Below are 19,480 nucleotides of genomic sequence, written 5' to 3' on the forward strand. Positions count from 1 at the left end.
CTCCCGTTGCGGACATTCGCGCCCTTGAAGAACAGAGGTACCCCAGCCCCTCTTTGTTCCGCCATCGGCAACCCGTCATGCTGCGCTCCCCGTCTCCGCGAGATGTCTCATGGCCCCTTCTCCCAGCGCCGTTCCACCCACCTCCCCCGCTGCCCCGGCGCTGTCGCCGGAGCAGGCCGGGCCACTGGATGCCGCGGTCGATGCCGCCCTGAGCGAGCAGCGCCTGGTCGGCGCGGTGGTGCTGGCGCGCATGCGGGGCATTGCGTCTACCGCCGCGCCGCCGGCTGGGCCGACCGCGAAGCGCGCCAGCCGATGCGCGAGGACACCCGGTTCCGGCTCGCCTCGATCAGCAAGCTGATCGCCGCCAGCGCGGCGCTGGCACTGGTCGCGCAGGGCCGGCTGCAGCTGGACGCGCCGATCGCGCACTGGCTGCCCTGGTTCCGCCCGGCGTTGCCCGACGGGCGAGTGCCGGACATCAGCCTGCGCCAGTTGCTCAGCCACAGCGCCGGGCTCGGCTACCGCTTCCTCGAACCGGCGGACGGCGCGCTCGCCCGCGCCGGTGTGTCCGACGGCATGGACAACAGCGGTCTGAGCCTGGAGCAGAACCTGCGCCGCTTCGCGCAGGTGCCGCTGCAGTATGCGCCTGGCGAGGGCTGGGCCTATTCGCTGTCGATCGATGTCGCCGGTGCGCTGCTGCAGGCGGCCAGCGGCCAGGCGCTGCCCCAGTTGGTGCGCGACCTGGTCACCGCGCCGCTGGGCATGCACGCCACCAGCTTCCATGCCGAGGACCCGGCGCGGCTGGCGGTGCCCTACGTCAATGGCGACCCGTCGCCGCACCGGCTTGGCGAAGGCGAGTGCGTGGCGCCGATCCCGGACTGCGCCGGCATCGTGTTCCACCCATCGCGCGCGCTGGACCCGCACGCGTTCGCGTCGGCCGGCGCCGGCATGGTCGGCAGCGCCGGCGACGTGCTGCGCCTGCTGGAGACGCTGCGCCACGGCGGCGCGCCGCTGCTGCCGGCGACACTGGTCGCGGAGCTGGGCCGTGCGCAGGCCGGCGAGCGCGGCCCGCCGGATCCGCCCGGCTGGGGCTATGGCCTGGGCTTGGCCGTGCTGCGCGATCCGCTGCCGAGCGCGACCCCGCAAGCGCCGGGCACCTGGCGCTGGGGCGGCGCCTACGGCCACAGCTGGTTCGTCGACCCGGCGCGACAGCTGAGCGTGGTGGCGCTGACCAACACCCTGTACGAAGGCATGTCCGGCACGTTCGTGACCGACCTGCGCGACGCGGCCTACGCCGCGCTGCGCGCGGCCGCGGCGTGAACCATGCCCGCGCCGCGCGCGCAGGCGGCGAACGCGGCACCGCACGCACGGGCGCTGCGATCGCGCCGACGACGGCCGGCCATGCGCGCCGGAGAGGCGCGGCGCGGCGTCCCGCCCCCCGGCGGCACCGCCATGCCGGTGCCGCCGCGCGGTGTCAGGCCTTGCGCAGGAAGCAGGTCTTCAGCACCAGGCCCTTGATCCTGTCCGAGTTGCCTTCGATGTGCTCGGCATCGTCCTCGACCAGGCGGATGCCGCGGATCACCGTGCCCTGCTTGAGCGGGATCGACGAGCCCTTGACCTTCAGGTCCTTGATCACCACCACCGTATCGCCGGCCTGCAGCAGGTTGCCGTTGCTGTCGCGCACCGCCACCGCCACGTCGGCGGCGGCCGCCGACGGCGGCCATTCGTAGCCGCAGTCGGCGCAGATCCACACCGCCGCGTCGACATAGGTGTTCTGCAGAGTGCATTGCGGACAGGCGGGTGCGGCGGACATGGGCTTCCTTGATACGGCGACGACGCGGGGCGGCTATTGTAGCCGCTCGTTCTGCGCCGCCGGCCCGGGCCGCTCTCCACGCGGGAATTCCCATGCCCGCCGCTTCCGGCTCCCGCCTGGCGATCTACGCTGCGCTCGCCGGCAACCTGGCCATCGCCATCGCCAAGTTCGTCGCCGCCGCGCTGTCCGGCAGCTCGGCGATGCTCAGCGAAGGCGTGCACTCGCTGGTCGACACGGTCAACGAACTGCTGCTGTACGGGCTGCGCCGCGCCGCGCCGCGCGACCCGCCGACGCCGCCCATCCGTTCGGCTACGGACGCGAACTGTATTTCTGGAGTTTCATCGTCGCCCTGCTGGTGTTCGCGCTCGGCGCCGGCGTGTCGCTGTACGAAGGCATCGCGCATATCCGCGATCCGGAACCGGCCAACAACCACACCCTCACCTACGCGGTGCTGGGCCTGTCGATGCTGTTCGAAGGCGGCTCGTGGTGGGTGTCGCTGCGCGAGTTCCGGGCGCGCAAGGGCGCCATGGGCTACGTGCAGGCGTTTCGCGAGAGCAAGGACCCGAGCCTGTTGACCGTGCTGCTGGAAGACAGCGCCGCGCTGGTCGGCCTGCTCATCGCATTGCTGGGGCTGCTGGCCGCGCAGTGGCTGCAGATGCCGGCGCTAGACGGCGCCGCCTCCATCGGCATCGCCGCGGTCCTGGCATGTTCGGCCTTCGTACTGGCGCGCGAGACCAAGGGCCTGCTGATCGGCGAGCCCGCGGCGCAGCCGCTGAGCGATGCGCTGCGCCGCATCGCCGGCGCCGATCCGGACGTGCGCGCGGTCAACGGCGTGCTGAGCGTGCAGATGGCGCCGGACCAGGTGGTCGCCGCGCTCAGCGCCGAATTCGAGGACCAGCGCAGCACCACGCAGATCGAGGCGTGCATCGAGCGCATCGAACGCGCCGCGCGCGCCGAACATTCGCAATTGCAGTCGCTGTTCGTCAAACCGCAGACGCCCCAGGCGTGGCGGGCGCGGCGCAGCGCGCTGCGGACGCCGCCGGGCGGCTGAACGAACCGGCGCGGCGCCGCGCCGACTTGCGGCCGGCCGCCGCTTTTCGTTAGGGTTGCCGGGCACCATCTGTCATCGCGCTGTGACTGTGCCGGCGTATCGCACTCCCTACTTGAGACGAGGTTTCCCATGGAGATCGCCAATGGGCTTGTCGCCACCATCCACTACACCCTGACCGACGACGCCGGCGAGGTGATCGACCAATCGTCGCCGGACAATCCGCTGAGCTACCTGCACGGCGCCGGCAACATCGTGCCCGGGCTGGAAAAGGCGCTGGCCGGCAAGCGCCCCGGCGAAAGCGTGCAGGTCGACGTGGTTCCCGCCGAAGGCTACTCTGCACTGGCGCAATCGGGCCTGTGCCGTGAAAATTTGCATTGGCTCGAACACTATCGCCGTTCTTACGGCACGAGCCTCATAAACAGCAAAATCTAAGGATGGTCTGAACAACTCCCTCTGATCCTGCGACAATCGTACAAAGCCCAACAGGACAACGACGATGCAATTGTCTTTCGGCGACGCGGAGTACAACGGCAAGCGCAAGCAGACGCGGCGCGAAAGGTTGCTGGCCGAGATGGATCAGGTGGTGCCGTGGAAAGACCTGCTGGCGCTGATCGCGCCGCACTATCCGAAGTCGGGCCATCCGGGCCGTCAGCCGTACCCGCTGGAGACAATGCTGCGCATCCACTTTCTGCAGCAGTGGTACGCACTGAGCGACCCGGGCGCGGAAGAAGCCTTGTACGACACGGCGTCGATGCGCCGTTTCGCCAGGATCGGCGGGTTGGATGAGGTGCCGGACGAGACCACGATCCTCAACTTCCGCCGGTTGCTGGAGACGCACGATCTGGCGCGCACGCTGTTCAACCGGGTCAACGCGCACCTATCGCGCAAGGGCCAGAGCCTGCGCGGCGGCACCATCGTGGACGCCACGATCATTGCCGCGCCCAGCTCGACCAAGAACAAGAACGGCGAGCGCGACCCGGAAATGCACCAGACCAAGAAGGGCAATCAGTACTACTTCGGGATGAAAGCGCACATCGGCGTGGACGATGAGTCCGGGCTGGTGCACCACTTGGAATGCACGGCGGCCAACGCCGCAGATATCACCCAGGCGCACAAGCTGCTGCACGGCAAGGAAGACACGGTATGCGGCGACAGCGGCTACACCGGGCTGGCCAAGCGCGAGGAGATGGCGAGCAAGCGCAAGCTGCGCTATCTGATCGCGGAGAAGCCCTCGAAGCTGAAGCAGATCAAGAGCAAGCGCGAATTGAAGTGGGCACAGCGCTGGGAGCACGCCAAGGCCAGCCTGAGGGCGAAGGTGGAGCATCCGTTCCGGGTGATCAAGCGCCAGTTTGGCTACGTCAAGGTGCGCTATCGCGGCCTGGCGAAGAACACGGCGCAAGTGCTGACGCTGTTTGCGCTGTCGAACCTGTGGCTGAAGCGAAAGCAGTTGCTGCCTGTCGTGGGGAGGGTGTGCCTGTAATCCGGGAAATACCCCGGAAATGCGCCGGAAACGGCGAAAAACCGAGGGTCTGAGCGCCGTGGGCGTGGTCGATATGGCTTGCCTCATCCTCCGACCGCGTTGATCAGACTATCCCTAAGGAGAAGCACCGTGAAATTTGGATACACGATTGTTTATGTACCCCAGGTCGAAGCCACCCTTGCGTTCTTCGAGCAAGCCTTTGGGTTCAAGCGGCGCTTTCTGGATGAGTCGGGTGACTACGGCGAGCTTGAAACCGGTGGCACCACACTCGCGTTCGCCAGTCGCGGCCTTGCCGAGTCGAACTGCGATGGCGGCTACGAGTTTTGCAGCCCGCACCAAAAGCCCTTGGGCATTGAAATAGCCCTGGTCACCGATGATGTGCCCACCGCGCATGCCAAAGCGTTGGCGGCCGGCGCGAGCGAACATGCTGCTGTGCAGAAAAAACCGTGGGGGCAGGTGGTGTCCTACGTGCGCTGCCCGGCAGGCACCCTAGTGGAACTCTGTACCCCGGTCGGTCAATGACCTTCACGTTGCAGGCAAGCATCCAAGGAGGACAGCGTGGCAGGTAAAAGCGACGATGCCGTTGCGGCATTACTTGAAGACATTGGCAGCACCCATGGCGCCCTGCTGGAAGTGGTCCAGAAGGTGCGGCAGGTGGTGGCCAAGACCGGTGGCGGCGTGACCGAAACGGTCAAGTACGGGGGCATCCTGTTTTCGCGGCTTGCGCCGTTTTGCGGGGTCTACGCCTATACCGGTCACGTGTCGGTGGAATTTGGTCAGGGTTATAAGTTTGACGATCCTCATCATGTACTGGAAGGCAGCGGAAAGTTTCGTCGCCATATCAAGTTGTTCAGTGTGTCGGATGTGCAAGATAAGCACCTTGCGGAGTATGTAAGGCAAGCCTTGGCTAATTGATCCAGCTGAGTATTTAAATTTTTTTCCTGTGGGGTCTTTCCCCCGCATGGGGAAGTATTGCCCTGAATAAAATAACTAAGGATAGTCTGATCAACGCGGTCGGAGGATGAGGCAAGCCATATCGACCACGCCCACGGCGCTCAGACCCTCGGTTTTTCGCCGTTTCCGGCGCATTTCCGGGGTATTTCCCGGATTACAGGCACACCCTCCCCACGACAGGCAGCAACTGCTTTCGCTTCAGCCACAGGTTCGACAGCGCAAACAGCGTCAGCACTTGCGCCGTGTTCTTCGCCAGGCCGCGATAGCGCACCTTGACGTAGCCAAACTGGCGCTTGATCACCCGGAACGGATGCTCCACCTTCGCCCTCAGGCTGGCCTTGGCGTGCTCCCAGCGCTGTGCCCACTTCAATTCGCGCTTGCTCTTGATCTGCTTCAGCTTCGAGGGCTTCTCCGCGATCAGATAGCGCAGCTTGCGCTTGCTCGCCATCTCCTCGCGCTTGGCCAGCCCGGTGTAGCCGCTGTCGCCGCATACCGTGTCTTCCTTGCCGTGCAGCAGCTTGTGCGCCTGGGTGATATCTGCGGCGTTGGCCGCCGTGCATTCCAAGTGGTGCACCAGCCCGGACTCATCGTCCACGCCGATGTGCGCTTTCATCCCGAAGTAGTACTGATTGCCCTTCTTGGTCTGGTGCATTTCCGGGTCGCGCTCGCCGTTCTTGTTCTTGGTCGAGCTGGGCGCGGCAATGATCGTGGCGTCCACGATGGTGCCGCCGCGCAGGCTCTGGCCCTTGCGCGATAGGTGCGCGTTGACCCGGTTGAACAGCGTGCGCGCCAGATCGTGCGTCTCCAGCAACCGGCGGAAGTTGAGGATCGTGGTCTCGTCCGGCACCTCATCCAACCCGCCGATCCTGGCGAAACGGCGCATCGACGCCGTGTCGTACAAGGCTTCTTCCGCGCCCGGGTCGCTCAGTGCGTACCACTGCTGCAGAAAGTGGATGCGCAGCATTGTCTCCAGCGGGTACGGCTGACGGCCCGGATGGCCCGACTTCGGATAGTGCGGCGCGATCAGCGCCAGCAGGTCTTTCCACGGCACCACCTGATCCATCTCGGCCAGCAACCTTTCGCGCCGCGTCTGCTTGCGCTTGCCGTTGTACTCCGCGTCGCCGAAAGACAATTGCATCGTCGTTGTCCTGTTGGGCTTTGTACGATTGTCGCAGGATCAGAGGGAGTTGTTCAGACCATCCCTAACGGAAGTGGATATGAGCGATCCCAGTACTTGTACGGTGAAACCCTGGCCGACATTTATGATGACTTGTACGGAGAGGCACCGGCGAACGCGATTGATGCTTTGGTGGCATTGGCCGATCGCGGCGGTCCGGTGCTGGAGTTGGGCGTAGGCACCGGGCGATTCGCACTGCCCATGCGCGAGCGCGGTGTAGATGTGCATGGCGTCGACGCCTCGCAGTCGATGCTCGACAAGCTCAAGGCCAAGCCTGGAGGTGCTGAAGTCCCCGTGACGCTGGCGGATTTCGCGACCTTGGAAGTCGTCCGGGGCGGCCCGTTCCAGATGGCGTTCTGTACCTTCAGCTCACTGTTTTTGTTGTTGCCCCAGGAAGCCCAGGTCAGCTGCTTCCAGGCCACCAGCGCGCAGCTGGGCGAGCAGGGGCGGCTGGTGATCGAAACGTTCTTCCCGGACCTTTCGCGCTATGGCAAGGACCAGTCGGTGTACGTCGGCGGGCTGGAACGCAACGAGGTACTCCTGGAAGCGTCGCGGCATGAGGCGGTCAAGCAGCGGGTCAGTTGCCGCTTCATCCGCATGCAAAGGCCCGCGCCACGAGCAACTGCGGCAGCAGGTGCCGCGCCACGCGTTCCCCGACGCCGACGGACTTGCGCCCGGCATGCAGTTCCAGGCGCAGACCGACCAGGGTCAGTTGCTGGTCACCGCCGTCGAGGTCGGCCCCGAACTGGTGACCATCGACGGCAACCATCCGCTGGCCGGGCAGGTGCTGCATTTCGCGGTGGAGGTGGCAGGCGTGCGCGAGGCCACCGAGCAGGAAAAGAACCAGGGCCACGCCGGCGCGGCGCTGTAGCGCTCGGCGCAGCCGCTGGCTCCGCACTTGGCCCGCGATCGGGGGCCAAGTGCATTCCGGCAGCAGCGCTGGCGACGCCGGCGCTGGCGGCTTGCGCCGCGCTGCAGCTTGCCGCACAGTGCGCGGCCCCGGCCCGGCCCGCAGCGACATGAGACTCGGCATCGATTTCGGCACCAGCAACTCCGCCGCCGCGGCGCTGATCGATGGCCGCGTGATGCCGATCGGCTTCGGCGACCAGCACCAGTTCCGCACCACCGTGTATTTTCCCGAGGCGATGCGCGACCCGTCCGATTTCGAACTGACCGCGGCGCTGCAGCGGCAGGTGGACGAACTGATCGATGCCGGCCGCCGCGATGCCGCCGCCGCCGGCCGCATGCGCAGCCGCGACGAACTGCGCCGCGACGCGATCCGCGTGGTGCGCCGGCAATGGATGGAAACGCAGATCCGCGAGCCGCGCAGTTCCGCGGCGCTGCTGCAGAACGCGGTCTACGGCGATGCGGCGCTGGACGCGTATTTCGCCGAAGGCGAAGGCAACCTGGTACAGAGCCCGAAATCGATGCTCGGCTACAACCTGCACCCGCGCGCCAGGCAGACCATCACCGGCATCGCCAGCCACATCCTCGAGCACATCCGCCTGACCGCCTCGCAACAGCTCGGCACCCAGGTCCGCCGCGCGCTGCTCGGGCGTCCGGTGCAGTTCCGCAGCTCGATCGGCGAGGCCGGCAACGCGCAGGCGCTGGAGATCCTGCACAGCGCCGCGATCGCCGCCGGCTTCGACGACATCGCGTTCCTGGAAGAACCCGCCGCCGCGGCGATGCACTACCACGCCGGCAGCCGCGAGCGCCACGACGCGGTGGTGGCGGACATCGGCGGCGGCACCACCGACATCGCCCATGCCAGCGTCGGCGGCGACGGCGCCCCGGACGTGCACCGCGCCTGGGGCATCGCCCGCGGCGGCACCGACATCGACCTGGCGCTGAGCCTGGCCAGCTACATGCCGCTGTTCGGCCGCGGCACGACCCGGGTGCCGGCGCATCACTACGTGGAGGCGGCGATGGTGCAGGACACCACCCGCCAGCGCGATTTCCGCCAGCATCGCTACGAGGCGGTGCCGTGCCCGTACGACACGCGCCTGCAGGCGCTGCAGGACACCGGCAACACCGCGCGCCTGTACCGCGCGGTGGAACGCAGCAAGATCCGCCTCAGCGACAGCGAACGGCACGACGAGGCGCTGGACTACATCGAGGCCGGGCTGCAGGTGCAAGTGCGCGCCGAGGCCCTGGCGCATGCCGCACGCAGCTACCTGGAAGCCCTGGGCGAACTGCTCGCGCAGGTCCGCAGCGACATCGGCCGCGACCCGGCGGCGATCTTCCTGACCGGCGGCATGTCGCGCGCCGGCTACATCCGCCAGGTGGTCGCCGGCGCGTTCCCACAGGCGCGCCTGGTGCATGGCGACCCCTCCTTCGGCGTGGTCCAGGGCCTGGCCCTGGCCGCCGCGCATCGCTGACCGCGCGCTCCAGGCGCGGGCAGCGATGCGGACGGCTGCGCGGGCAGCGCACGCAGCCGCTAGCGCAGGAGCCGTTCATACGCAAGCGGCGCGACTGGCGTAACATGCCCTGCCACGCTTCGGCGTCACGTTTCCCCATGCGCGTCTCGTCCGGCCGTTTCTGCCGCCCGACTCGCTCCTCTTCTCGCGCCAGCCTCCGTGTCCCGCTTCGGGCCGGCCCATCGGGAGCGCCTGTGTCCGGCTACGCCACCCAGATCCACATGCTCAACCTGGGCGGCCAGGACTATCGCATCCGTTCGCTGCTCGATACCCAACAGTTCTCCGATCCCGACGCGCTGGCCGCCGGCGCCGGCATCTCGTCGGCGCAGTGGAGCCTGTTCGGCAACGTGTGGCCGGCCGGCCGCCTGCTCGCCGAAGCGATGGCGCTGTTCGACAGCGCCGGCAAGCGCATCCTCGAGATCGGCTGCGGGCTCGGCCTGGCCAGCCTGGTGCTGCGCCGGCGCGGCGCCGACATCCTCGCCAGCGACCGCCATCCGCTGACCGAGGTGTTCCTGGCCTACAACGCCGCGCTCAACGAAATGCCGGCGGTGCCGTACCGTCGCCTCGACTGGGCCCAGCCCAACGACGGCCTGGGCCGGTTCGACGTGATCATCGGCAGCGACGTGCTGTACGAGCACCAGCATCCGAGGCTGCTGGCCGCACTGCTGGCGCGACACGCCGCGACGAGCGCGGAAGTGCTGATCGCCGATCCGGGCCGCGGCAACAGCGCCGCGCTGACCCGCGCGCTGGCCGCGCAGGGCTACACACTCAGCGAACAGCGCGAACTGCAGCTGGGTCCCGCCGACCTGCCGCCCTACCGCGGCCGCGTCCTGCGCTATCGGCGCGACGCCGTGCCGACCGGCGGCAACGCTTGAGCGCGCAGCCTGCAGCGCGCGCCGCGGCCGAGAAAAACGTCGCCTGCGACCGCTGCGACGCGATCTGCTGCCGCCTGACCGTGCTGCTGATGCCCGAGGACGAGGTGCCCGACCATCTCACCGAACGCACCGCCGAGGGCCTGCACGTGATGGCGCGCGACGAGGACGGCTGGTGCGTGGCGGTGGACAGCAAGCGCATGTGCTGCTCGATCTACGCACAGCGCCCGGCGATCTGCCGCAAGTTCACGATGGCCGGCCCGTATTGCCGCGACATCCGCCGCATCCACGACGACCAGTTGGCGCGCGGCATTCCCCTGACGATGTACTGACTCCAGGAGATCCACCATGGCACGTTCCACCAGCAAGACCCCACCACCGACCGCAAAGACCGCACGCAGCGGCGGCGGCGACAAGGCGCAGAAAGGCCTCAGCCGCGAGCGCATCGAGGCCGACATGGCCGCATTCCGCAAGGCCGGCGGCCGCGTCGAGGTGCTCGGCACCACCCGCGTGCTGAAGAAGGTCGACGAAGCCGAAGCCGGCTGAATCCGCGCGCCACGGCAGCGCCACGCGACGTGCGCGCCGTCTTAACGGCGTCCGCCGATAATCCACGCATATCTCCCTGCGGCAACCGCCCGGCATGTTCCTGCGATCCCTGTCGGCCGAACTGGGCCAACCGGCCTGCGCCAACTGCCGCGACGGCGAATTGCTCGACTTCGGCATCCGCATGGCGTTCCAGCCGATCGTCGACGCCGATGCGCGCGCGATCTACGCCTACGAGGCGCTGGTCCGCGGCGAGGACGGCAGCGGCGCGGCAGCGGTACTGGCGCAGGTGCGTCCGCAGCAGTTGTACCGCTTCGACCAGACCTGCCGGGTGCAGGCGATCGCCAGCGCTGCGCGGCTGGGCCTGCGTACCCGGCTGTCGATCAACGTCATCCCCAATGCGATGCACGAGCCGGCGGCCTGCATCCGCCTGACTCTGGCCGCGGCCGAACGCTACGGCGTGCCGACCGGCGACCTGATCTTCGAACTGAGCGAATCCGAACCCATCCGCGACCTCGCCAAAGTGGTGCGGATTCTGCGGGACTATGCACACCGCGGTTTCCTGACCGCGATCGACGACTTCGGCGCCGGCCACTCCGGGCTCAGCCTGCTCGCCGATTTCCAGCCGCATCTGCTCAAGCTGGACATGGCCATGATCCGCGGCATCGACGCCAGCGCGCCGCGCCGGCACATCGTCGCCGGCATCGTCGGCATGGCCCATGCGCTGGGGTGCAGGGTGCTCGCCGAAGGTGTGGAGACCCCCGCCGAATATCGCGCGCTGCGCGCGCTGGGCATCGGCCTGTACCAGGGTTTCCTGTTCGCGATGCCGGCACTGGAAGCGCTGCCCGAGATTCCCGCCGAACGCTGGGAAAGCCTGGAACACGCAAGCTGAGCAGCGCGGCGGTGAACGGCTACGCCTTGTACGCCTTGCTGAAGAGCGGCTGCAATCGCAACGCATGCATGGCGAACTTTCCGGCTGCGGACGCCGTCGGATGCAAGATCCGTCTGCAATGCACGCGGCCAACCACTCGCGCGCCGCTTTAGGATCGGTTGCCACCACCACCTGCACTGCCCGCCGCGCTCACAAACCTCATCGCCGCTCGTTCCTGGAGATGCCGTCCGCCGCGGCATGGCCGCACCGCCGCTGCCGCGCCGAGCACGTCGACCCACTTTCCTTCAGGAGCTGGACCATGGCCCGCAACAAGACGCTATTCCTCTACAACGACACCCGTCATGATCAGGAGTGGACGGTGTACGCCGAAGGTGTGATCAACGAAAGCTACACCGTCGGTCAGCAGCGCAAGTCGTTCACGCTTAGCCTGTCCGGCGATACCACGATCAGATTCGGCGTGGACGGCACGGTGTATCTGCGCGCCAGCTATATCTACGCGACCGACCGTTGGACCTCGCATACCGATACGCCCAACGACATGGCCTTCAGTACAGTGCAGTCCGCGGTCACCGTCACCAGCAGCTACTCGCCCTGACCGGCGTGCGCCGCGCCCCGCCGCCGCGCACCGCGTGCGGGCACGGCATCCGCATCCGTCGGCAGCTGCACCGCACTTGATCGGCGCAGCTGCGATTGCGACCATCGCGCCTCCCCCGCCACGCCGACGCCGCCGATGTCTTCGCTCCACGCCATGCTGCCGCCCTGGGCCCACCGCTGGCTCGACCTGATCGTGCCGGGCGCGCAGATCGCGCTGATCGTGTTCGCCGCATGGCTGCTGCGCACGCTGCTGCGGCGGCTGATCCGGCGCCTGGGCGAGCACTACGCGTTGCCGCCGGAGTTGGTGATGATGGCGCGCCGCGGCAGCGGCTTTGTGATCTATGCCGCCGCGCTGCTGCTGATCCTGGATCGGCTCGGCGTTTCCGCCACGGTGCTGTGGACCGCGTTCACCGGCTTCGCCGCCGTCGCCGCGGTGGCGTTCTTCGCGGCCTGGAGCGTGCTGTCGAACATCTTCTGCGCGCTGCTGATCTTCACCACGCGGCCGTTCCGCCTGCACGACCACATCGAATTGCTCGAGAACGGCGAAAAGCCCGGGCTCAAGGGCCAGGTGATCGACATCAACCTGATCTACACGACGCTGCACGAGCATCGCGGCGACGCGCGCGAGAGCGTGCTGCAGATCCCCAACAGCCTGTTCTTCCAGCGCAGCACCCGACGCTGGCGCGACCATCCGGTGCCGCCGGGGCTCGGCTAGGGCGGTCGGCGCAGACGCGTCCTAACAGGACGCTGACCGGGCGCCCGGTATGGTGAGCGGTCGCCCGCCGTCGCATCGTCACGCGCCCCCTCCCGTCGCCAAGGTGTCCCATGGAACCAACCGTCCATCCGTTTGCCGAACTGTTCGCCCAGTTGGGCCTGCCCAATACCGAAACCGAGATCCGCCGGTTCATCGGCCGCCACTCGCCGCTGCCTGACACCATGCGGCTGGAGGAAGCGCCGTTCTGGACGCCGGCGCAGGCGCAGCTGCTGCGCGAGGAACGCATGGACGACGCCGACTGGGCGATGGTGGTCGACCAGCTCAACATCGCCCTCCACTCGCGCCCGGTGCCGCCGGTCAGCAGCGCCGCCAACGACGATTGAGCGGCTCAGCGCAGTTGGCTGTCCTTGCTGGCGCGGCGGTTGTAGCCGCTGTGCTCGTGCTGCTCGCGGTCCTGCGCTTGCTGGCACGCCACGCACAGGCGCACGCCCGGCACGGCCTTGCGCCGCGCCTCGGGGATCGGCGCGGCGCAGGCGTCGCAATGGCTCAGGCTCGGCCCTTGCGGCAACTGGCTGCGTGCACGCTTGATCGCATCCTCCACGGTCGCGTCGATCTGTTCCTGCACCGCGCCGTCGCCTGCCCAACCTGTGGCCATGGTCGTCTCCAAACAGTCGCCATGCCACGATGATGCGGTCGCGGCCGGCGATTGCAATGCACGTGGACTTCACCTTCGCACACCGGTTCATGGCCGCGGCGGCCAGTCCGCGCTCACTCGCCCGGCGCAGGAACCTTCCCGTCGTAGCCGCTGTCGCGCAGGATCGCGTCGGGATCGCGCAACTCCAGCAACGCCTCTAGCGCCGCACGCTTGTCCGGCTGCCGCTGGTAGTAGGCCAGCAGCACGCGCTGGCCGATCCAGTAGCCCAGTTCGGACGGCCAGCCCGGCGGCGCGCTGCCGTTGTTCCAGAACCAGCGCAGTGCCGCCTGCTGGCCTTGCGCATCGGGATCGGCGTGCGCGGGCCAATGCGCCAGCAAGGTCTGCCGGTCGGCGCGGAACTGCCGCCATAACGCCGCCTCCTGCGGCATCGCCCAAGTGTTGTCGGAGCCGCCCGGATCGCCACCGGTGACCAGCGCGGCGACGAAATTGGCCGCGCCCTCGCGCAACGCCCACACCAGCAGATCGCGGCGGGCCGGGTCGTCGTCGCCCAGCGGCGGCTGCAGCGTATGCAGGGTTTCGTGCGCGAACAGATGGCGCAGGCGCGCGCGGAACGCCTCGGGCTGTTCGATGCCGACGCAGGCCGCCTCCAGGCCGATCACCTGCCCATGCGCATCGGCGCTGCCGGCGGAATTACCGGCGCCGAACAGCGCCACCACCGGCGGCAGACGCAGCCGTGGCCACAGCCCGGCATAGGCGAGGTAGATCGCGCGCAGGTCGGCATCGGCACGGCGTGCCTGCGGCAGGCACAGCGCGATCGCATGCCGATACTTGTCCGGGTCGGCGGCGACGGCTTGCGCCAGGTGTTCGGCATCGACGATCCGGTCCGGGGTGAATACCTGCACGCCGATCCCGCCGGGCGCCAGGTAGCCATCCTGAAGTTGGCGCGCGCTCGGCCGGCCGTGCGCGGCCTCGAACACCTGCACGAAGCGCGCGGCGGCGTCGGTGTCCACGCGTGCGCTCAGCGGATCCAGCGGCGCGGCGGCCGCCGCCGCGGACGCCAGCGCGGCCAGCAACAGCGACGAGGCGGTGCGGGCGACGCGCGGCAGGGCAGAACGTCGGGACGGCATCGGCAGCACTCCATGACGCGACAGCGGATGACGGGATCGGCCGCCGGCGCGGCGGCCGGCAGCCACGGCGGCGGTGCTACCAGATCAGATCATCCGGCACCTGGAAGCGGCTGTAGTACGGATCGTCCTCGCCGCTGGCGGGCGGGACGTTCAGCGCATCGAACACGATCGCCGCGGGATCGCGGCTGCTCACTTTCTCCAACACCGCGCGCGGGATCGGCACGTAACCGGCGTCCAGCCGCGCGACCACCACCGCGCCGCTGGCCAGCTGCGCGCGCAGCGCCGCGTCCACCCGCAGCCGCTGGATCTTGCCGGCATCGGTGAAGTGGTAGTCGATCTCGCCATCGGCCTTGAGCTTGTGGCTGTCCACCAGTTGCCGCGCCTGCGCCCGCTGCTCCTGCGCGCGCGCCTGTGCGTTGCGCTCGGCGGCCAGCGCGCGGTCGCGCTCCACCCGCTGCAGCCGCAGCCGCTCGATCTCCACCTGTTCGGCGCTGGGCGGCGGCGGCGCCTTGCCGTGGCGCGCCTTGGCCTGCTCGCGCGCGACCTGCGCCACCTGGCTCTTCTTCACCAGGCCGGCCTTGAGCAGTTGCTCCTGCAAGGGATTGCGCATCGGGAAAATCCAGTCGCTCCAGGACGTCGGCCGGCATCATACCCGCTGCGGCCGCGGCCCGAGCGGATCCGCGCATGGCAGCGCGGCGACGGCAGCACGTACACTGCGCTGCCCCGACCGCCGAGCGCTTCGATGTCCGCCCCCATTCGCCTCGACAAACGCGTCGCCGCCATGCTGCCGTGCTCGCGCAGCCAAGCGCAGCAATACATCGAAGGCGGCTGGGTCAGCGTGGACGGCGTGGTGGTCGAGGAACCGCAGGCGGCGGTGACCACCGAGCAGGTCGCCCTGTCCGCCGACGCACAACTGGGCGTGGCCGAGCCGGTCACCTTGCTGTTGCACAAACCCGCGGGCCTGGCGCTCGACGCCGCCCTGGCGCTGGTCACACCGGCGGCGCGCAGCGCGCAGGACACGGCCGCGATGCGCGTGCTGAAGCGCCACTTCCTGCGCCTGGGCGCGCCGCTGCCGCTGGAGGCTGCGGCCAGCGGCCTACTGGTGCTGAGCCAGGACCGCCGCGTGCTGCGCCGCCTGAGCGAGGACGCGGCATCGATCGAACAGGAATTCGTGGTCCAGGTGCGCGGCGAACTGCGCCCCTACGGCATGCGGCGGCTCGCGCACGGCCTGGCGTACCGGCAGCGCAACCTGCCGTCGTGCAAGGTCAGCTGGCAGAACGAGGACCGCCTGCGCTTCGCGCTCAAGCACGTGCAGCCGGGCCAGTTGCAGGCCATGTGCGCCGAGGTCGGGCTGGAGGCGATCGGCCTGCGGCGCCTGCGCGTGGGCCGGATCCCGCTGGGCAAGCTGGCGCCGGGCGCATGGCGCTATCTGCCTGGCGGCGAGCGCTTCTGATCGCGACGCCGGCACTGCGGCGGCATGGCCATCACGGCTGCGCCAGCGCGCGCTCCAGCGTCTGCTGCGCCAGCGGCGCCATCAGCGCATAGCCGGCTGCGGTGGGATGCACGCCATCGTAGACCAGGGCCCAATCCTGGCCGCCTTGCCGATTGCGCATCTTGCCGTGATAGTCCAGGTACACCGCGCCATGGCTGTGCGCGTGCCGCTCGATCCAGGCGTTGAGCGCGCGGATCTTGTCCGCCGGCTGCAAGCCCGGCCGCCACGGGTAGTCGCTGACCGGCAGCACCGACGCCAGCACCAGCTTGATGTGGTTGGCCTGTGCCAGTTCGGCCATCGGCGCAGGTTGTCCTCGATCATGCGCTGCGTGGCCAGGCCGGCGTTGCCGGCCAAGTCGTTGCTGCCGGCGAGGATCACCACCGCCGGCTTTAGGTCGATCACGTCCTGGCGGAAGCGCACCAGCCTCTGCGCGGTGGTCTGCCCGGAGATATGCCGCGATTGCCGTAGGGCTTGCCGGGGAAGAACGCGGCGCCCTGGCTGCGCCCCCACAGCTCGGCGATCGAATCCCCGTAGAACCCACGCGCCGCTCGCCCGCCGCCGGCGGCGCCAGCGCGGCGTTGTTGTCGGCCCGGCAGCGCGCCAACTGCGCCCAGTCCAGCAGGCGCTGCTGCAATTGGGCCACGTCCTTGCCCGGCAGCGTCTGCGGCGCGCGTACAGCGCGTCCACCTTGCCTTGCAGCGCATCGGCGGCCGGGGACGTGGCCTGCGCGAACGCAGGAGGGACGACACTCGGGGACAGCGCCAACAGCACGGCAAACAACGACCGTTTCACCATGCACCTCCCGGTCCAAGACGACGCGCCAACCTGATCCGAATCGCGCGAACGCGCGCGCCGGCCCGGCGCCCTGTCCGCATCGGTTCGGCGCAATGCGTCACCAAAGCGTCATGCCCACGCGCAGGATCATGCGCTGCACCTGCCGGCCAGCGGCGAAGACACGCTGCAACTCTCAGATTCAGCCACCACTCATGCGCTGCGGAGCGGGCTGCGCCGGCGACCGTTGCCGCAATCGGCGCGCCGCGGCAACGCGCGTAAGCCGTTGGCCGCAAAGGAAGCGGCAGTCGCCGCACCGGACATACACCGCGGTACACCGGCCGCGAAAAGTGCAGTGCGTGCTCGGCTCGGCGCGGCGCGGCGCGGCCGCGTGTTTTGTGACGGTTATGCGGCCTTTTTGCGTGCCCTAACCTTAATTTGTGCTTACATGACGCACGAAGGTTTTCCTTCCTACCATGGCGCCGGAAGTGCAAGGGGGGGTCCCCACTCCAAGCCCCAAAGGACACCGCATGAACAGGCATTACGCACAGCAGAAACTCTCCCTGCTCTGGCTGGCGCTGATTCCCGGATTGATGCTCAGCGCATCGGTGCCGGCGCAGTCTGCAACGACGAGCACGGCCCCGGCGCAAGATCCGAACAGCAACGCAGTCTTCCCCAGCCGCCATCGCGACGGCTCCAGCAACGCTTCCACCACCGAACTCCCGAGTTACGGCGCCCAGGGCACCAGCACGGCGGGCGGCTATGGCGCCGCATCCGGCTACGGCGCGCCGTTCGCCACGCGCAACGGCTGGGAAAACGCCGGCGGCGGCTACCTCAATACCCGCTTCGCCCCCGCCGAATGGCAGCTCAATCCGCTCAATGCGGCGCGGCTGAAGACCGCCTGGACCTTCACTACGCGGGGCGACGTGTCCGCCACGCCGACCGTGCAGGGCAGCGCGCTGTACGTACCCGACTGGGGCGGCCAGCTGTATCGCATCGACACCGCACTGGGCAAGGCGGTGTGGCAGGTCAAGCTGTCCGACTACACCGGCAACGCCAATTCGGTGTCGCGCAACAGCCCGGCGGTCGCGCGCGACAGCATCCTGGTCGGCGACCAGGCCAGCGGCACGGTCGTGGCGGTGGACAAGCGCACCGGCAAGCTGCGGTGGAAGACCCTGGTCGAAAGCAACGCGCAGGCACGCATCACCGCCTCGCCGGTGGTCTACGGCGATCGCGTCTATGTCGGCGTGTCCTCCGGCGACTGGGGTGGGCTGAGCCCGGGCCACAAATTCTCCTTCCGCGGCAGCGTGGCCGCGCTGGACCTGAAGACCGGCAAAGTGCTGTGGAGCTTCCGCACCGCGCCGGAAGGCTACACCGGCGCCTCGGTGTGGGGCACGCTGGCGATCGACCCGCAACGCAAGCGCATCTATGCCACCACCGGCAACAATTACTCGGTGCCGCTCGACGTGGCCACCTGCGTCGAGAACGCCAACGGCGACAAGACCGCGCAGCTGGCGTGCCTGGCGCCCGACAACTACGTGGACTCGGTGCTGGCGCTGGACATGCGCAGCGGCAAGCCGGTGTGGACGCGTCGCCTGCAGGGCGCCGACGCATGGTCGCTGTCGTGCCTGGTCGCGCCGACCGCCGGCATCTGCCAGAAGCCGCAGGGGCCGGATTACGACTTCAGCGGCGGCGGCGCCAATCTGTTCACCGTAGTCCGCGAGGGCAAGCCGCAGGCGCTGGTCGGTGCCGGGCAGAAGAGCGGCGTGTACTGGGCGTTCGACGCCGACAGCGGGCGCACCGTGTGGTCCACCCAGGTCGGTCCCGGCGGCAACGCCGGCGGCATCGAGTGGGGCTCGTCGGTCGATCCGTTCAAGTCGCGCGTCTATGTCGCCATCAACAACAACCACCACACCAGCTACACCCTCGCCCCCGGCAATACCGAGACCTGGAACGCCGGCTCGTGGGCGGCGCTGGACGCGGCGACCGGCAAGATCCTGTGGCAGGTGAAGGTGCCCGGCATCGACCCGATCCAGACCAGCTTCGGCGCGGGCGGCCGCGGCCCGCTCGCGTCCTCGCCCGGACTGGTCTATGCAGGCTCGATGTCCGGCGCGATGGTGGTGTTGAACGCCGAGACCGGCGCCACACTGTGGAGCTTCAACGCCGGCGGCTCGGTGTCCAGCGCACCGTCCATCGTGGATGGCGCGGTGTACTGGGGCGCAGGCTACAGACGCTTCAATTTTGGCACCGGCGCGAACAATCTCTACAAGTTCGTCCCGGCCGCGCCGCAAGGCCGCTGACCGCACCGCACGCCGCAACGGACTGCACACCACGGCCTCTCCTGCGCACGCAGGGGAGGCTCCTTCGTGCGCGCGCCATCGCGGCCGCGGACGGCGAATCATGCCGCCGCGCCGCGCCAGTCCCAGCACCGGCTTCACCTCGGCCGCCAAGTCGATGGCGCGCATGGTGTTCAGCACCTGCAGCGGCGCTTTCCTGTGCACCGGCACCCTGCTCAACAACGGCAGCTCACCGAAGAAGTACCTGTTCAGGATCGCCGCCACTCTGCATCAGCATCCGGACCGTGGCCAACACCGTGCAGACCTACCGGTTCTACGACGCCACCACCTGCAACGGCTCGACGGTCAATTCGGCGTACACCATGCTCAGGGCGGCGTCTGCCTGCGCCATGCCAATACCACCGGCGACACCGCGTTGCTGGGGCGGCCTATACGGCGGCACCTCCTTGCACGCCCAGCAATCCGGACTACGGTTCGTGCTTCGTCGACGTGTACACGACCATCCAGCCCCGCCTGAGCCCGTAAGCGGCGCCGGGGAGGAACGCCCTCCCGCGCCGGGACGGGCCACGCCGCGCACGCGTGGCCGGTCCGCAACGCCGGCTTGCCGCTACCCCGGCGCGCAACGGGTACACT

Annotated in this window: 20 protein-coding genes and 6 pseudogenes; 19 read left to right on the forward strand and 7 right to left on the reverse strand. The window is 68.6% G+C overall.

The genetic code is table 11. From position 1 onward, the window contains the following. Positions 1-102: 102 nt before the first annotated feature. Positions 103-1,317: a serine hydrolase domain-containing protein gene (locus G4Q83_RS11875; protein WP_343068351.1), complete on the forward strand. Its 1,215-nt coding sequence runs from the start codon at positions 103-105 to the stop codon at positions 1,315-1,317. 154 nt (positions 1,318-1,471) lie between these two features. On the opposite strand, the gene G4Q83_RS11880 is transcribed toward G4Q83_RS11875, so the two are convergent. Continuing rightward, complete coding sequence (locus G4Q83_RS11880) at positions 1,472-1,810, reverse strand: zinc ribbon domain-containing protein YjdM (RefSeq protein ID WP_128421278.1); 339 nt, start codon at positions 1,808-1,810, stop codon at positions 1,472-1,474. A 92-nt stretch (positions 1,811-1,902) separates the two neighbouring features. On the opposite strand from G4Q83_RS11880, the pseudogene G4Q83_RS11885 reads away from it, so the two are divergent. From G4Q83_RS11885 to G4Q83_RS11905, 5 genes and pseudogenes are all read left to right on the forward strand, one after another. Beyond that, a pseudogene (locus G4Q83_RS11885) lies at positions 1,903-2,861 on the forward strand (cation diffusion facilitator family transporter). 129 nt (positions 2,862-2,990) lie between these two features. After that, positions 2,991-3,194 (forward strand): annotated as a pseudogene (locus tag G4Q83_RS11890) (FKBP-type peptidyl-prolyl cis-trans isomerase); the annotation flags it as partial. Between the two features lie 163 nt (positions 3,195-3,357). Then, positions 3,358-4,341 carry an IS5 family transposase gene (locus G4Q83_RS11895; protein WP_185817191.1) on the forward strand — a complete coding sequence of 328 codons (984 nt, stop codon included), beginning with the start codon at positions 3,358-3,360 and terminating at the stop codon, positions 4,339-4,341. Positions 4,342-4,470: 129 nt separating this feature from the next. Further along, a complete protein-coding gene (locus tag G4Q83_RS11900) occupies positions 4,471-4,863 on the forward strand; it encodes a VOC family protein (protein ID WP_128422002.1) in 393 nt (130 codons plus the stop codon). Positions 4,864-4,899: 36 nt separating this feature from the next. Next, positions 4,900-5,256, forward strand: a complete 357-nt coding sequence (locus G4Q83_RS11905; protein WP_128422001.1) for a DUF1801 domain-containing protein — start codon at positions 4,900-4,902, stop codon at positions 5,254-5,256. A gap of 193 nt (positions 5,257-5,449) precedes the next feature. On the opposite strand, the gene G4Q83_RS11910 is transcribed toward G4Q83_RS11905, so the two are convergent. Then, the gene (locus G4Q83_RS11910) at positions 5,450-6,433 is read right to left on the reverse strand and encodes an IS5 family transposase (RefSeq protein ID WP_185817191.1); all 984 of its coding nucleotides are present in this window, start codon (positions 6,431-6,433) and stop codon (positions 5,450-5,452) included. A gap of 198 nt (positions 6,434-6,631) precedes the next feature. Between G4Q83_RS11910 and G4Q83_RS24640 the strand changes: the two are divergent. Next, a pseudogene (locus tag G4Q83_RS24640) lies at positions 6,632-6,892 on the forward strand (methyltransferase domain-containing protein); the annotation flags it as partial. Here G4Q83_RS24640 and G4Q83_RS11920 read toward each other — a convergent pair. After that, on the reverse strand, positions 6,842-7,075 hold the full coding sequence (locus G4Q83_RS11920) for a hypothetical protein (RefSeq protein ID WP_185817455.1): 234 nt from the start codon (positions 7,073-7,075) through the stop codon (positions 6,842-6,844). The pseudogene G4Q83_RS24640 and the gene G4Q83_RS11920 sit on opposite strands and share 51 nt — an antisense overlap. 1 nt (position 7,076) lies before the next feature. On the opposite strand from G4Q83_RS11920, the pseudogene G4Q83_RS11925 reads away from it, so the two are divergent. The 9 genes and pseudogenes from G4Q83_RS11925 to G4Q83_RS11965 all read left to right on the forward strand — a co-directional run. Further along, positions 7,077-7,343: pseudogene (locus G4Q83_RS11925) on the forward strand (FKBP-type peptidyl-prolyl cis-trans isomerase); the annotation flags it as partial. A gap of 148 nt (positions 7,344-7,491) precedes the next feature. Next, positions 7,492-8,850: an Hsp70 family protein gene (locus G4Q83_RS11930; RefSeq protein WP_128421080.1), complete on the forward strand. Its 1,359-nt coding sequence runs from the start codon at positions 7,492-7,494 to the stop codon at positions 8,848-8,850. Positions 8,851-9,083: 233 nt separating this feature from the next. Continuing rightward, a complete protein-coding gene (locus tag G4Q83_RS11935) occupies positions 9,084-9,764 on the forward strand; it encodes a class I SAM-dependent methyltransferase (protein WP_128421079.1) in 681 nt (226 codons plus the stop codon). Then, complete coding sequence (locus tag G4Q83_RS11940; RefSeq protein ID WP_128421078.1) at positions 9,761-10,093, forward strand: YkgJ family cysteine cluster protein; 333 nt, start codon at positions 9,761-9,763, stop codon at positions 10,091-10,093. The genes G4Q83_RS11935 and G4Q83_RS11940 overlap by 4 nt, the downstream gene beginning before the upstream one ends. 16 nt (positions 10,094-10,109) lie before the next feature. Beyond that, positions 10,110-10,307, forward strand: coding sequence for a hypothetical protein (locus G4Q83_RS11945; RefSeq protein WP_128421077.1), 198 nt, complete (start codon positions 10,110-10,112; stop codon positions 10,305-10,307). 94 nt (positions 10,308-10,401) lie between these two features. Next, complete coding sequence (locus G4Q83_RS11950; protein ID WP_128421076.1) at positions 10,402-11,196, forward strand: EAL domain-containing protein; 795 nt, start codon at positions 10,402-10,404, stop codon at positions 11,194-11,196. Positions 11,197-11,296: 100 nt separating this feature from the next. Then, a complete protein-coding gene (locus tag G4Q83_RS11955; protein ID WP_185817205.1) occupies positions 11,297-11,791 on the forward strand; it encodes a hypothetical protein in 495 nt (164 codons plus the stop codon). A 135-nt stretch (positions 11,792-11,926) separates the two neighbouring features. Next, positions 11,927-12,505, forward strand: coding sequence for a mechanosensitive ion channel domain-containing protein (locus tag G4Q83_RS11960; RefSeq protein ID WP_128421074.1), 579 nt, complete (start codon positions 11,927-11,929; stop codon positions 12,503-12,505). Between the two features lie 110 nt (positions 12,506-12,615). Then, entirely contained in the window at positions 12,616-12,888 is a 273-nt protein-coding gene (locus G4Q83_RS11965) for a DUF2789 domain-containing protein (RefSeq protein WP_128421073.1), read from the forward strand. 5 nt (positions 12,889-12,893) lie between these two features. Here G4Q83_RS11965 and G4Q83_RS11970 read toward each other — a convergent pair whose 3' ends face one another. The 3 genes from G4Q83_RS11970 to G4Q83_RS11980 form a co-directional block, all read right to left on the reverse strand. Then, positions 12,894-13,160 (reverse strand): DksA/TraR family C4-type zinc finger protein, encoded by a 267-nt coding sequence (locus G4Q83_RS11970; RefSeq protein ID WP_128421072.1) that lies wholly within the window; start codon positions 13,158-13,160, stop codon positions 12,894-12,896. A gap of 113 nt (positions 13,161-13,273) precedes the next feature. Continuing rightward, positions 13,274-14,287 (reverse strand): DUF2268 domain-containing putative Zn-dependent protease, encoded by a 1,014-nt coding sequence (locus G4Q83_RS11975; protein WP_128421071.1) that lies wholly within the window; start codon positions 14,285-14,287, stop codon positions 13,274-13,276. A 76-nt stretch (positions 14,288-14,363) separates the two neighbouring features. After that, positions 14,364-14,897, reverse strand: coding sequence for a DUF2058 domain-containing protein (locus G4Q83_RS11980; RefSeq protein ID WP_128421070.1), 534 nt, complete (start codon positions 14,895-14,897; stop codon positions 14,364-14,366). Positions 14,898-15,029: 132 nt separating this feature from the next. Between G4Q83_RS11980 and G4Q83_RS11985 the strand changes: the two genes are divergently transcribed. Beyond that, positions 15,030-15,740 (forward strand): rRNA pseudouridine synthase, encoded by a 711-nt coding sequence (locus G4Q83_RS11985; RefSeq protein WP_128421069.1) that lies wholly within the window; start codon positions 15,030-15,032, stop codon positions 15,738-15,740. A gap of 31 nt (positions 15,741-15,771) precedes the next feature. Here G4Q83_RS11985 and G4Q83_RS11990 read toward each other — a convergent pair. Beyond that, a pseudogene (locus tag G4Q83_RS11990) lies at positions 15,772-16,574 on the reverse strand (GDSL-type esterase/lipase family protein). Positions 16,575-17,080: 506 nt separating this feature from the next. Here G4Q83_RS11990 and G4Q83_RS11995 point away from each other — a divergent pair. Both G4Q83_RS11995 and G4Q83_RS12000 read left to right on the forward strand, forming a co-directional pair. Then, a complete protein-coding gene (locus tag G4Q83_RS11995; RefSeq protein ID WP_128421068.1) occupies positions 17,081-18,850 on the forward strand; it encodes an outer membrane protein assembly factor BamB family protein in 1,770 nt (589 codons plus the stop codon). 112 nt (positions 18,851-18,962) lie between these two features. Next, a pseudogene (locus G4Q83_RS12000) lies at positions 18,963-19,268 on the forward strand (trypsin-like serine peptidase); the annotation flags it as partial. Positions 19,269-19,480 lie beyond the last annotated feature (212 nt).

The organism is Xanthomonas theicola, from assembly GCF_014236795.1.
In the GTDB taxonomy this organism is placed as follows: domain Bacteria; phylum Pseudomonadota; class Gammaproteobacteria; order Xanthomonadales; family Xanthomonadaceae; genus Xanthomonas_A; species Xanthomonas_A theicola.